Source organism: Roseateles sp. GW835-FHT13E02 (assembly GCF_058794035.1).
On sequence record NZ_JBXAGJ010000001.1, the window covers coordinates 103,668 to 116,769 of the forward strand.

Annotated in this window: 14 protein-coding genes; 2 read left to right on the plus strand and 12 right to left on the minus strand. The window is 62.9% G+C overall.

All coding sequences use genetic code 11. From position 1 onward, the window contains the following. Positions 1 to 122: 122 nt before the first annotated feature. The gene (locus AC1Q6P_RS00435; RefSeq protein WP_102767169.1) at positions 123 to 371 is read left to right on the plus strand and encodes a cold-shock protein; all 249 of its coding nucleotides are present in this window, start codon (positions 123 to 125) and stop codon (positions 369 to 371) included. A gap of 185 nt (positions 372 to 556) precedes the next feature. Here AC1Q6P_RS00435 and icd read toward each other — a convergent pair whose 3' ends face one another. From icd to hemN, 4 genes are all read right to left on the minus strand, one after another. Next, positions 557 to 1,810, minus strand: coding sequence for an NADP-dependent isocitrate dehydrogenase (icd, locus tag AC1Q6P_RS00440; protein ID WP_102767170.1), 1,254 nt, complete (start codon positions 1,808 to 1,810; stop codon positions 557 to 559). 184 nt (positions 1,811 to 1,994) lie between these two features. Further along, entirely contained in the window at positions 1,995 to 4,232 is a 2,238-nt protein-coding gene (locus AC1Q6P_RS00445; RefSeq protein ID WP_171825977.1) for an NADP-dependent isocitrate dehydrogenase, read from the minus strand. Positions 4,233 to 4,354: 122 nt separating this feature from the next. Next, on the minus strand, positions 4,355 to 5,065 hold the full coding sequence (locus AC1Q6P_RS00450) for a sulfite exporter TauE/SafE family protein (RefSeq protein WP_102767172.1): 711 nt from the start codon (positions 5,063 to 5,065) through the stop codon (positions 4,355 to 4,357). 5 nt (positions 5,066 to 5,070) lie between these two features. Further along, positions 5,071 to 6,537, minus strand: coding sequence for an oxygen-independent coproporphyrinogen III oxidase (gene hemN, locus AC1Q6P_RS00455; RefSeq protein WP_102769508.1), 1,467 nt, complete (start codon positions 6,535 to 6,537; stop codon positions 5,071 to 5,073). Positions 6,538 to 6,719: 182 nt separating this feature from the next. On the opposite strand from hemN, the gene fnr reads away from it, so the two are divergent. Continuing rightward, positions 6,720 to 7,454, plus strand: coding sequence for a fumarate/nitrate reduction transcriptional regulator Fnr (gene fnr / locus AC1Q6P_RS00460; RefSeq protein ID WP_102767173.1), 735 nt, complete (start codon positions 6,720 to 6,722; stop codon positions 7,452 to 7,454). A 111-nt stretch (positions 7,455 to 7,565) separates the two neighbouring features. Here the strand turns inward: fnr and AC1Q6P_RS00465 are convergent, their stop codons facing one another. From AC1Q6P_RS00465 to ccoS, 8 genes are read right to left on the minus strand one after another with little or no spacing between them, the layout of a single operon-like run. Then, positions 7,566 to 7,811, minus strand: a complete 246-nt coding sequence (locus AC1Q6P_RS00465) for a hypothetical protein (RefSeq protein ID WP_243392728.1) — start codon at positions 7,809 to 7,811, stop codon at positions 7,566 to 7,568. 59 nt (positions 7,812 to 7,870) lie between these two features. Further along, complete coding sequence (locus AC1Q6P_RS00470; protein WP_102767175.1) at positions 7,871 to 8,125, minus strand: hypothetical protein; 255 nt, start codon at positions 8,123 to 8,125, stop codon at positions 7,871 to 7,873. A gap of 34 nt (positions 8,126 to 8,159) precedes the next feature. Continuing rightward, positions 8,160 to 9,674 (minus strand): cytochrome c oxidase accessory protein CcoG, encoded by a 1,515-nt coding sequence (gene ccoG, locus AC1Q6P_RS00475; protein WP_492663882.1) that lies wholly within the window; start codon positions 9,672 to 9,674, stop codon positions 8,160 to 8,162. A 10-nt stretch (positions 9,675 to 9,684) separates the two neighbouring features. Then, entirely contained in the window at positions 9,685 to 10,602 is a 918-nt protein-coding gene (gene ccoP, locus AC1Q6P_RS00480) for a cytochrome-c oxidase, cbb3-type subunit III (RefSeq protein ID WP_171825972.1), read from the minus strand. Further along, positions 10,599 to 10,754, minus strand: a complete 156-nt coding sequence (locus tag AC1Q6P_RS00485) for a cbb3-type cytochrome oxidase subunit 3 (protein ID WP_102767178.1) — start codon at positions 10,752 to 10,754, stop codon at positions 10,599 to 10,601. The genes ccoP and AC1Q6P_RS00485 overlap by 4 nt, the downstream gene beginning before the upstream one ends. Positions 10,755 to 10,774: 20 nt before the next feature. Then, positions 10,775 to 11,398, minus strand: coding sequence for a cytochrome-c oxidase, cbb3-type subunit II (gene ccoO / locus AC1Q6P_RS00490; protein ID WP_171825971.1), 624 nt, complete (start codon positions 11,396 to 11,398; stop codon positions 10,775 to 10,777). Between the two features lie 34 nt (positions 11,399 to 11,432). Next, positions 11,433 to 12,878, minus strand: coding sequence for a cytochrome-c oxidase, cbb3-type subunit I (ccoN, locus tag AC1Q6P_RS00495; RefSeq protein WP_102767180.1), 1,446 nt, complete (start codon positions 12,876 to 12,878; stop codon positions 11,433 to 11,435). A gap of 22 nt (positions 12,879 to 12,900) precedes the next feature. Continuing rightward, a complete protein-coding gene (gene ccoS, locus AC1Q6P_RS00500) occupies positions 12,901 to 13,101 on the minus strand; it encodes a cbb3-type cytochrome oxidase assembly protein CcoS (RefSeq protein WP_102767181.1) in 201 nt (66 codons plus the stop codon). Position 13,102 lies beyond the last annotated feature (1 nt).

Below are 13,102 nucleotides of genomic sequence, written 5' to 3' on the forward strand. Positions count from 1 at the left end.
GGCTTTTTCATCAAACGCAGGCACCCAAGGGTCTCCCCCATCCGGGCAGGCCCTGAATTGACAGCGCACAGGCCGCCGCCAAAAATCCGCCGCGGTGCAATAGACACCGGGACGGAGGCGTTATGACGATAGGAACGGTGAAGTGGTTCAACGATGCCAAGGGCTTTGGCTTTATTGAACCCGAAGCGGGCGGCGAAGATGTGTTCGCGCATTTTTCAGCCATCCAGATGGAGGGTTTTCGAACCCTGCAACAAGGCGGCAAGGTGAGTTATGAGCTGGTGCAAGGCCCCAAAGGCCAGCTGGCCCAGAACATCACCCCGCTGTATTCCACGGCCGCTCAAGCGCAGGAAGAACTCAGCGAAGCCGCTTGAGACTGGCGCTCGCTGGTGGCAACACTGGCGAAACGCTGAACACTCGGTCAGCCCGCTGACCCCAGGCGAAGAGGACCCGCCGCCCGGCCATGTGCCACGGCTCAGTCCCCCAAGCAAAAAGGCCCGCAGAGGCGGGCCTTTTTTTGTGCGCTGCAGGTCTCCGGCGCCAGGGCCGGGACGCCAGCTCACATATGGTCGATCATGACCTGACCGAAGCCAGAGCAGGACACTTGCACTGCGCCGTCCATCAGGCGCGCGAAGTCGTAGGTGACCCGCTTGCTGGCGATGGCGGCTTCCAGCGAAGCGATGATCAGGTCGGCTGCCTCCGTCCAGCCCAGGTGACGCAGCATCATCTCGGCCGAGAGGATCTCGCTGCCCGGGTTCACATAGTCCTTGCCGGCGTACTTGGGCGCGGTGCCATGGGTGGCCTCGAAGCAGGCGACCGAATCCGACATATTGGCGCCCGGGGCGATGCCGATGCCCCCGACTTGCGCGGCCAAGGCGTCGGAGATGTAGTCGCCATTCAGGTTCAGCGTGGCCACCACTGAATACTCGGCCGGGCGCAGCAGGATCTGCTGCAGGAAAGCGTCCGCGATCGAGTCCTTGATGGTGATGGGCTTGCCATTCTTGGGGCTGATGAAACGGCACCAGGGGCCGCCATCGATCAGCTCAGCACCGAATTCCTTCTGCGCCAGGGCATAGGCCCAGTCACGGAAGCCACCTTCGGTGTACTTCATGATGTTGCCCTTGTGCACGATGGTCACGCTGGGCTTGTCGTTGTCGATGGCGTACTGGATGGCCTTGCGCACCAGACGCTCGGTGCCTTCACGCGAGACCGGCTTGATGCCGATGCCCGAGGTCTCCGGGAAGCGGATCTTCTTGACGCCCATTTCCTCTTGCAGGAACTTGATCAGCTTTTTGGCCTTTTCGCTTTCGGCCTCGTACTCGATGCCGGCGTAGATGTCTTCCGAGTTCTCACGGAAGATCACCATATTTGTCTTCTCGGGCTCCTTCAGGGGCGAGGGCACGCCCTTGAAATACTGCACCGGGCGCAGGCAGACGTAGAGATCCAGCTCCTGGCGCAGCGCCACATTCAGCGAGCGGATGCCACCACCGACCGGCGTGGTCAGCGGGCCCTTGATGGAGACCACGTAGTCGCGCAGCACTTCCAGGGTCTCGGCCGGCAGCCAGACATCGGGGCCGTAGACACGGGTGGCTTTCTCACCGGCGAACACTTCCATCCACTGGATCTGGCGCTGGCCGCCGTAAGCCTTGGCCACCGCGGCATCGACCACCTTGATCATCACCGGCGTGATGTCCGCGCCCGTGCCGTCACCCTCGATGAAGGGAATGATGGGCTGATCCGGCACATTCAGCGAATGGTCGGCATTGACGGTGATTTTGGCGCCCTGGGCAGGGACCTGGATGTGCTGGAACATGTAGGAGGTACTCCGAAGGGGACGGGATGCCCTCTCGTAGAAGGCAGCCAAAAATTCTAGCGGCATTCAATGACGAAGCCGGGATATGAAAAAGCCGATGCAGGGCACCGGCTTTCTCTCGGGGCCGCTGCCGTTTGCAGGGTGCAAACGACAGCGGTTCAGGCGCTCAAGACGCCGCGGCTGATCAGCCCAGCACCGTGGCCAAGGCGGCATTGAAGCTGGCGCTCGGGCGCATCACTTCGGCCAGCTTGGCCATATCCGGCTTGTAGTAACCGCCGATGTCGGCCGGCTTGCCTTGCACCGCAGCCAGCTCGGCGACGATGGCCGATTCCTTCTCGGCCAGCACCTTGGCCAGGGGCGCGAACTTGGCGGCCAGTTCGGCATCCTCGTTCTGCGCCGCCAGGGCCTGGGCCCAGTACAGGGCCAGGTAGAACTGGCTGCCGCGGTTGTCCAGCTGGCCGGTCTTGGGGCTGGGGTTCTTGTTGTTGTCCAACAGCTGGCCCGTGGCGGCATCCAGCGTCTTGGCCAGCAACTTGGCCTTGGGGTTGTTGTTCTTCAGGCCCAGGTCTTCCAGGCTGACCGCCAGAGCCAGGAACTCACCCAGCGAATCCCAGCGCAGGTGGTTCTCTTCCACCAGCTGTTGCACATGCTTGGGGGCCGATCCGCCGGCGCCGGTTTCGTACATGCCACCACCGGCCATCAGCGGCACGATGGACAGCATCTTGGCCGAGGTGCCCAGTTCCATGATGGGGAACAGGTCGGTCAGGTAATCGCGCAGGATGTTGCCGGTCGCGCTGATGGTGTCCAGGCCGCGGATCACGCGCTCCAGGGTGTAACGCATGGCGCGAACCTGGCTCATGATCTGGATGTCCAGGCCGGCCGTGTTGTGCTCGTGCAGATACATCTTGACCTTGGTAATCAGCTGCGCCTCGTGCGGACGGTAAGCGTCCAGCCAGAACACCACCGGCATGCCGGAGTTGCGAGCGCGAGTCACAGCCAGCTTGACCCAGTCGCGGATGGCGGCGTCCTTGCACTGGCACATGCGCCAGATGTCGCCCTGCTCCACGTTCTGGCTCATCAGCACTTCGCCGGTGTCCAGATCGGTGATGTTGGCCACGCCGTCTTCGGGGATCTCGAAGGTCTTGTCGTGCGAGCCGTACTCCTCGGCCTGCTGAGCCATCAGGCCGACATTGGGCACCGTGCCCATGGTCTTGGGGTCGAAAGCGCCGTGCCACTTGCAGAAGTTGATCATCTCCTGATAGATGCGGGCAAAGGTCGACTCCGGCATCACGGCCTTGACATCCTTCAGGCGGCCATCGGCGCCCCACATCTTGCCGCCGTTGCGGATCATGGCCGGCATGGACGCGTCGACGATGATGTCGTTGGGCGAGTGGAAATTGGTGATGCCCTTGGCCGAGTCGACCATGGCCAGCTCGGGGCGGTGCTCGTGGCAGGCGTGCAGATCGCGCTTGATCTCGTCTTGCTTGCTCTGCGGCAGGGTGGCGATCTTGTTGTAGAGATCGACCATGCCGTTGTTGACGTTGATGCCCAGCTCGTCGAACAGCTTGCCGTGCTTCTCGAAAGCCTCACGGTAGAAGATGCGCACGCAGTGACCGAACACGATGGGGTGCGAGACCTTCATCATGGTGGCCTTGACGTGCAGCGAGAACATCACACCGGTCTGGCGCGCGTCTTCGATTTCCTTCTCGTAGAACTCCAGCAGCGCCTTCTTGCTCATGAACATGCTGTCGATGACCTCACGGTCCAGCAGGGCCACCTTGGGCTTGAGCACGATGGTCTGACCGCTCTTGGTGATCAGCTCCATCTTGACGTTGCGCGCGCGGTCCAGGGTCATGGACTTTTCGCCATGGTAGAAATCGCCGCCGTGCATGTGCGAGACATGCGAGCGCGAAGCCTGGCTCCAGTCGGCCATGCTGTGCGGGTTCTTGCGGGCGTATTCCTTGACGGCCTTGGGGGCGCGGCGGTCGGAATTGCCTTCACGCAGCACCGGGTTCACCGCGCTGCCGATGCACTTGCCGTAGCGGGCGCGGATGTCTTTCTCTTCGTCGGTCTTGGGGCTTTCCGGGTAGTCCGGGATCGGGTAGCCCTTGCCTTGCAGCTCCTTGATCGCCGCCTTCAGCTGCGCCACCGACGCGCTGATATTGGGCAGCTTGATGATGTTGGCTTCCGGCTTCAGGGTCAGCTTGCCCAGCTCCGACAGGCGGTCGGGCACGCGCTGTTCTTCGCTCAGGAATTCCGGGAACTGGCCCAGAATGCGACCGGCCACGGAGATGTCGCTGGTCTCGACGCGAACGCCGGCCGGCGCCGTGAAGGCCTGCACGATGGGCAGGAACGAGGCCGTCGCCAACAGCGGGGCTTCGTCGGTCAGGGTGTAGATGATGGTCGGCTGCGTTGCTGTCATGTGATTTCCAGATCGGCCATCTTCAGGCCCAAGGAGTGGAACGATTAGGGCGCCGATTCTAAGTCAGCGGCGCCGGCTGCGGACTCAAGTCTTATATAAGTCTTGGCATTTCGGCGCCTGGATCAGGCCCACTGGCTGCACACGGCGGCAATCTGCGCCCACACCCCATGGCCCAAGGCCCAGGCCGAGGCGGACGCCAGGCCCAGGCCACCCAGGCGCACGGACCAGCGCAAGCCCTCGGCGCCGCCGTCCTTGGACTGGCGCAGGCGGCGCAGCAGCCAGGGCCCGAGCGCCAGACCGGCTCCCGAGCTCAAGGCAAAACTGGCCATCACCGCCCCACCCTGCGCCGGCCCCGAGGCCAGGGCCGAGAGCAGCAGTGCCGACTGCAAAAGACCACAAGGCCAGGCCACCCAGGCCAGGCCGGCCAGGCCTGCCCGGGCCGCGCGCTTGGGGCCAGCCAAAGCCAAGCCACCTTGCCGCAAACCGGCCACAGGCACTTCGACTTGGCGCGCCACATCCTGACCCAAGCGCTCCATCCAGGCCGGCTGGCGCCCCCGCCACAGCAAGGACATGCCGAGCAGAAAAGCCGCCACGTGAATGAGCACCCAGAAAGGCCGCAGCAGTGCCGTGGCCTGGCCCATCTGGCTGAGCAGCTGCATGCTGGCGGCCGCCACCGCCCCGGCCAGGCTGTAGCCGAGCAGGCGGCCGAACTGAAACGCGAGCGGCGAACGCGCGCCCGCCGCCGCGCAGGTGGCGCCGCACATCGCCAGGCAGTGCGGCGTGCCCGCCAGCCCCATCAGGGCGGCGGACGCGGCCAGGCTGGCGTCAAGCATGGGGATCAGATGATGCGGGAGAAGCGCTCACGGCTGCGATCGGCTTGCAGGTATCGGTCAAACACCATAGCAACTGCACGCACGAAATACCAGCCCATGGGCGTGACCTGGATGGCCCCCGGCTCCAGCACCACCAGGCCTTGCTCGGCCAGCTCGCGGATGCGCTCCATCTCGGGCTTGAAGTACTGCTCAAAGCTGAGCAGATGCGCCAACTCGATGGACTCAAACTCCAGCCGCCCCTGGCACATCAAGGCCATGATGACGGCACGCCGGGCGATGTCGTCCCGCGTGAGGGCCAAGCCACGCTGGATGGGCAACTGGCCCTGATTCAACGCGTCGTAGTACTCGTCCAGGGTCTTGGCGTTCTGGCTGTAGCTGGCGCCCACCCGGCCGATGGCCGAGACGCCGAGCGCAATCAGGTCGCAGTCCGGCTGGGTGCTGTAACCCTGGAAATTGCGGTGCAGCCGACCCTGGCGCTTGGCCACGGCCAAGGAGTCGCTGGCCAAGGCAAAGTGATCCATGCCGATATAGCTGTAGCCATGGCGCTCAAAGCCGCTGATGGCCGCCGCCAGCATGGTGATCTTGTCGCCCGCCACCGGCAGCTCGGCCTCATTGATGCGGCGCTGCGGCTTAAAGCGCTGCGGCAGATGGGCATAGCCGTAGAGCGCGATGCGGTCGGGCTTGAGCGCCCCCACCTGCTCGATGGTGCGAGCAAAGGACTCGGGTGTTTGCAGCGGCAGACCGTAGATCAGATCCACATTGGTGGATTCAAATCCCAGCGAGCGGGCAGAGACCATCAAGGCCTCAACACTTTCGTAGCTCTGCTGGCGATGCACGGCCTTCTGTACCTCGGGGTCAAAGTCCTGCACGCCAAAGCTCAGGCGGTTGAAGCCCAGCTGACGCAGATGGGCCAGGCGCTCGACGCTGACCGTGCGCGGATCCACTTCAATCGACACCTCGGCGCCCGGCGCCAGGCGGAAGCGCTCCAGCATGGCCTGCATCAGCTGGCTCAGCTCCGCGTCGCTCAGGAAGGTCGGAGAACCGCCACCCAAATGCAGCTGCGAGACCGCCGCGCCCCGGCCCAGGTGCTCCAGGGTCAGGTCCATCTCGGTCACCAAGGCCTGCAGGTACTCGGTGGCACGATCATGGTGCTTGGTGATGACCTTGTTGCAGGCGCAGTAATAGCAGACCGATTCGCAGAACGGAATGTGGACATAGAGCGACAGCGGCGTGTTGCCGCCCACCTGCGAACCGCCCGCGCGTTGCGCCAGCGCCTGCTGGTATTGCTCGATGGTGAAGGCTTCGACGAAGCGATCGGCCGTGGGGTACGAGGTGTAGCGAGGCCCGGATACATCGAAGCGTCGCAAGAGCGCTTCGTTGATTTGTGCGGCTGCGGGCGCACCCGCCGCAGCGCCGCTGGCAGGCTTTGTCTCAGGTTGCCGAGGGCCTCGGTCTTGAATGTTCTGTACCATGGGCCGCACTTTGCCAAGGCTTTGGCGAGCCGACTTGACAAGGATCAAGCTCGGCGCGCATTGTCGACCCAACAATGCACCCATGTTTGAGGTGCATCATGCTCATGTCCGTGAAAAATCTGGAAGTCCCGCAGCCCCAGTCTGCTCCGCCTGCTGCCTGCGAATCCCTTAAAAAGCACACGATGAATGCCACCGTCCCTATCAAGTTTGAGCCGCTGAAGGTCGCCTGCTCCAGCTGCAATTTGCGCGAGCTGTGCCTGCCGGTGGGCTTATCCTCCGGCGACCTGGATCAGCTGGACCAGCTGGTGGCCACCCGCCGCAGCGTGGCTCGAGGTGACACCCTGTTTCGCAGCGGCGACGAGTTCCAGTCGCTCTACGCCGTGCGCACGGGCTTCTTCAAAACCTGCGTGTCCTCGGAAGATGGTCGCGACCAGGTCACCGGCTTCCAGATGGCCGGCGAATTGCTGGGCCTGGACGGCATCAGCACCGACCGCCACAGCTGTGACGCTGTCGCACTGGAAGACTCCCAGGTCTGCGTGATCCCCTTCGAACAGCTCGAAGAGTTGTCGCGCGAGTTCACCGATCTGCAGCGCCAGTTCCACAAGATCATGAGCCGCGAGATCGTGCGCGACCACGGCGTGATGCTGCTGCTAGGCAGCATGCGGGCCGAAGAACGCCTGGCCGCCTTCCTGCTCAACCTGACCCAGCGCTTGCAAGCCCGCGGCTTCTCGGCCGCCGCCCTGGTGCTGCGCATGACGCGCGAGGAAATTGGCAGCTATCTGGGCCTGAAGCTGGAGACCGTCAGCCGCACCTTCTCCAAGTTCCAGGAAGAAGGCCTGCTGGAGGTGAAGCAACGGCACCTGCGCATCCTCGACCAGGCCGGCCTGCAAAAGCTGGTCAACAACAGCAACTGCTGAGATCAACGCGCCCGCGGCATGGGCGGCGCAGTCAAACAAAAAGGCCTTCGTGTGAACGAAGGCCTTTTTGTTTGGCGCCACCACGCCGGGCGGGCGAATCGCATTGCGGGATCAACGCGGCCAGCCGCGCGGGTGGGCGTCCTCGGGCAAATCAGGCAAGGTGGCCAGCATGACGCTGACACTGGCTGCCAGGCTGATGACCAACCAAAAGATCATGAAGCTGACGGTATAGACCGCCTGACGCGACCAATCCAGGCGCTCGGCGCCAAACCAGCTCAGATCACTGGGGTCGACGACCGCAAACACCAGAGCCTCCATCACCCCGGCCATGAAAAAGGATGGCCAAGCCACTGCCATGGCCCAGCGGCTACTTTGCTTGGGAACTGCCGATGCGGACGGATCAGCCGCGTCCATGATCACTGCCCGCCAGTGGCTGCATGGTTGCGCGCTTCACGCGCAGGAACCAGGGCCTTGCTACCGCTGGCCTTGTTGGCCACCACCTTGTCCTCCAGCACGGGGTCGGGGTTGTTGATGGCCAAGCTCAGAGTGATGAAGCTGGCCACAATCACCAGCGCCGGGCCGCCAACCACCAGCCACATCATCGGCGTGCGCCACCAGCCAGCGGCCTTGGGGGCCGCCGTGCCATTTTCGGGCTTGAAATTCTGGCTCATGCGTCTCGTCTCCTGTGTGTGTGCCAAGCTTGGTTCAGCGCGGCACGATGAAGGTTGATTTTTCATGCACGACGGTCGCACCGCTGCTGGCGCCGTCGAGGCTACGCAGCTGGAACTCGATCGCGTGCGAGCCCTTGCGATCCTGCGCCGCGCGGGCCGCTGTCTCGGGCGGCACCCGCACCGACAGCGTCAGCCAGCGCGCCTCGGCCGGTGCAACACTGAGCTCAGCCACCTGCTCCAGTTTGATGCCCTCCATGCCGCTGACCGTCACCTGATAACGGTGATTCTGTTCGGTGGCGTTCATGACCTGCAATCGGTAGAGGTTCTCGACATAGCCATCTTCCACCACGCGGGCCAGCACACCACGGTCACGCACCACATCGAGCTTGACGGGGCTGCGCAGGAACAAGAGGCTGGCCAGCAAGGCGGTGCACAACACGAACAAGACCACGGTGTAGATCACCACACGCGGGCGGAACAGGCGGCGCAGCTTTTGCGCCGGGCTCAGGTGTTGCTGCAAGCCGTTTTGCGTGTCGTAGCGGATCAGGCCACGCGGGTAGTTCATCTTGTCCATGACGCCATCACAGACGTCGATGCAGGCGGCACAACCGATGCACTCGTACTGCAAGCCCTTGCGGATGTCGATGCCTGTGGGGCAAACCTGGACACACAGGGTGCAGTCGATGCACGACCCCAGTCCCGCGGCCTTGACTTCGTCCACGCTGGCCTTCTTGCTGCGGGAGCCGCGCGGTTCGCCGCGCTCGGCGTCGTAGCTGATGATCAATGTGTCCTTGTCGAACATGGCGCTCTGGAAGCGCGCGTAGGGACACATGTATTTGCAGACCTGCTCACGCATGAAGCCCGCGAAGCCGTAGGTCGCAAAGGCGTAGAACAGCACCCAGAACCATTCCCAAGGGCCAAAGCTGAGCGTGAACGCCTCAGCCCACAAGGACTTGATCGGGGTGAAATAGCCGACAAAAGTGAAGCCGGTCCAGAGCGCGACGGCGATCCACACCAGCTGCTTGCCGCCCTTGCGCCACAGCTTGTTGAAGCCCCAAGGCGAGGCATCCAGCTTCATGCGCGCCTGGCGGTCACCCTCGAACTGCCGCTCGATCCACAAGAAAATTTCGGTGTAGACCGTCTGCGGGCAGGCATAGCCGCACCACAGCCGCCCGGCCACGGCGGTGAACAGGAACAGGGCATAGGCCGAGATCAGCAGCAGCCCGGTCAGGTAAATGAAATCCTGCGGGTACAGGACCAGGCTAAAAATGTAAAAACGCCGGCTGGCGAGCTCGAAGAGCACCGCCTGCCGGTCGTTCCAAAGCAGCCAGGGCAGACCGTAAAACAGGATCTGCGTGAACCAGACCAGCGCCCAACGCCAGGAGGCGAAGAGGCCGGACACGGCACGGGGGTAGATCTTCTTCTGCGCTGCGTAGAGCGAGACGATCTCTACCACCGCATCCTCGCCATCCGCCGGCTTGGCGGCTGGCGCAGGAGCGATGGCCGGTCCGACGCGGGGCGCCGGCGGTACTGCCCGGGCTTCAGTCATGGTCGATCACTCAAGGGGCCGTGGCCACAGTTTTGTTGTTAGACAGGCTCCAGACATAGGCACCAAGCACCTGGATCTGTTCGGCACTCAGACGGGTCGACTGGGCCGGCATCAGATTGTTTTTGCCATTGTTGATCATGGCCATGACCGCATCTTCACCCCAGCCATGCAGCCAGATCTTGTCGGTCAGGTTGGGCGCACCCAGGGCTTGGTTGCCTTTGCCATCGGCGCCGTGGCAGGCAGCGCAGGCACCGAACTTCTCCTTGCCCTTTTGCGCGGCGATGGAGTTGTGGGCGCTGCCCGAGAGGCTCAGCACATAGTTGGCCAGGTTGCGCACGTCCTCGGGCGTGCCAACGGCGGCAGCCATGGGCGGCATGACGCCGTTGCGGCCGTTGCTGATGGTTTGCACGATGGTCTCGTGCGAACCGCCGTAGAGCCAGTCGCTGTCGGTCAGGTTGGGGAAGCCCTTGCTGCCCTTGGCGTCCGAGCCGTGGCAACCGGCGCAGTTGTTGGCGAACAGGCGCTCACCAATGGCCATGGCTTCCGGGTTCTGGGCCAGCTGCTCCACCGGCTTGCCGTTGAACTTGGCGTACAGCGCGCTCATGGCCTTGTGGGCATCGGCCTGCTCTTTCTCGTACTGACCCGCGCTGCTCCAGCCCAGCGAGCCCTTGTTCGCGCCGAGGCCGGGGTAGGCCGCCAGATAGATGCCGGCGAACACCACCGTCAGCACGAACAGAATCGCCCACCAGCGCGGCAAGGGGTTGTTCATCTCGCGCAGGTCTTCGTCCCACACATGACCCGTGCTGTTGTCACTGGCCATGACGCGGTGGCGAGCGGCGACCAGCAGCAAGACGATGCAGAACACCAGGCCAGCCACCGTCACGCCGGCCACGAACATGGACCAACCGTCAGAGAAAAAATCACTCATTGAGGCCTCCCATCGGCTTCGTCTTGCAAGGCCATGCCGGCCAATTCGTCAAAGTGCGCCTTGTTGCGGCTGGAGTAGGTCCAGACCACGATCACCAGGAACACCAGCAGTGACAGCAGGGTCACCGCCGTTCTCAAGCTATTGATATCCATTGCGGACTCCTTCTTGCTTATTACTTCAGCGCGGTGCCGAGCACCTGCAGATAAGCAATCACAGCTTCCATTTCGGTCTTGCCCTTGACTTCGTCGGCCGCGCCGGCGATCTCGGCGTCGGTGTAGGGCACGCCCACGGTGCGCAGGGCCTTCATCTTGGGTGCCAGCTCAGCCGGGTTCAGCTGAGCGCCGGCCAACCAGGGATAGGCTGGCATGTTCGACTCCGGCACCAGATCCCGCGGATTGATCAGGTGAATGCGGTGCCATTCATCGCTGTACTTGCCGCCAACACGGTGCAGGTCGGGACCGGTGCGCTTGCTGCCCCATTGGAAGGGGTGGTCGTAGACAAACTCACCGGCGGTCGAGTAATGACCGTAACGCAGGGTCTCTGACCGGAAAGGGCGAACCATCTGCGAGTGGCAGTTGTAGCAACCTTCGCGGATGTAGACGTCCCGACCGGCCAGCTGCAGCGGCGTGTAGGGCTTGAGGCCAGGCGCAGCCTCGGTGGTGGAGCGCTGGAAGAACAGCGGCACGATTTCAACCGCGCCACCTGCCAGCACCGTCACCAGGGTCAGCACAATCATCAAGAAATTGCTGGTCTCGATGCGCTGATGGCCACTGGACTTGTGTTCTGTGGATGCCATTTTGTATTTCTCCTTGGATCTCGCGTTCAGCGCTTCAGGCGGCCACCAACGTGGGGATCGGTGCCTTGACGGCACGGCCCACTTGCACCGTCTTCACCACGTTCCAGGCCATCACCAACATGCCGCCCAGGTAGAGCACGCCACCCAGCAGACGGATCACGTAGAAGGGATAGGTGGCCTTGACGCTCTCCACGAAGGTGTAGACCAGGCTGCCGTCCGGATTGACCGCGCGCCACATCAGGCCTTGCATCACACCGGCAATCCACATCGCGGCGATGTAGAGCACGATGCCCAGGGTCGCGACCCAGAAGTGCAGCTCAATGGCCTTCTTCGAGTACATCTCGGTGCGACCAAACATGCGGGGAATCAGGTGGTAGAGCGAACCCATGGAGATCAGACCCACCCAGCCCAGGGCACCCGAATGCACGTGGCCCACGGTCCAGTCGGTGTAGTGGCTCAGCGCATTGACGGTCTTGATGGACATCATCGGACCTTCGAAGGTCGACATGCCGTAGAAGGACAGGGACACGATCAGGAACTTCAGGATCGGGTCGTCACGCAGCTTGTGCCATGCACCGCTCAGGGTCATGATGCCGTTGATCATGCCGCCCCAGCTGGGCGCCAGCAGCACCAGAGAGAACACCATGCCCACCGATTGCGCCCAATCCGGCAGCGCGGTGTAGTGCAGATGGTGCGGGCCCGCCCACATATAGGTGAAGATCAGCGCCCAGAAGTGGACGATGGACAGGCGGTAGCTGTAGACCGGGCGGCCGGCTTGCTTGGGGATGTAGTAGTACATCATGCCCAGGAAACCTGCTGTCAGGAAGAAGCCCACGGCATTGTGGCCGTACCACCATTGCACCATGGCATCCTGCACACCAGCGTAGGCCGAGTAGCTCTTGAACAAGCTCACCGGGATGGCGGCACTGTTGACCAAATGCAGCAGGGCGACGGCGATGATGAAGGCGCCGAAGAACCAGTTGGCCACATAGATGTGCTTGACCTTGCGGGTGCCGACGGTGCCGAAGAACACCACGGCGTAGGAGACCCAGACCAGGGTGATCAGGATGTCGATCGGCCATTCCAGTTCAGCGTATTCCTTGCCGCTGGTGATGCCCAGCGGCAGGGTGAGCGCGGCCGAGAGGATGACCAGCTGCCAGCCCCAGAACGTGAACCAGGCCAGGCCGGGCGCGAACAGGCGCGTCTGGCCGGTGCGCTGCACCACGTGATAAGCCGTGGCGAACAGGGTGCAACCACCGAACGCGAAGATCACCGCATTGGTATGCAGCGGTCGCAAGCGGCCATAGCTCAGCCATGGAATGCCCAGATTGAGTTCCGGCCAGGTCAGCTGGGCGGCAATGATCACCCCCACCAACATGCCCACAACACCCCAGAGAACAGCGGCCAGTGCGAATGCACGTACCACACCATCCTCGTATACGCCTCCGGATGCAATGTCCGGCGCAGCAGTCTTTGCCATTTGTTTTGGCTCCTTGCAGCTTTTAGTTTGACGAGGGCGATTCTTTGCCAGCGCCCGGAGCGGAGGATTGACCTTCATCAACCCCCGCAGCTTCTTCAAGAATACGAACGCCTTCGCGCTCCAGATCTTCGAGTTGGCCGTTGTTAATTGCCCACCCAAACACACCCACGATCACCAGCACCAAGAGCACCGACACCGGGATCAAGAGATACAGAACTTCCATG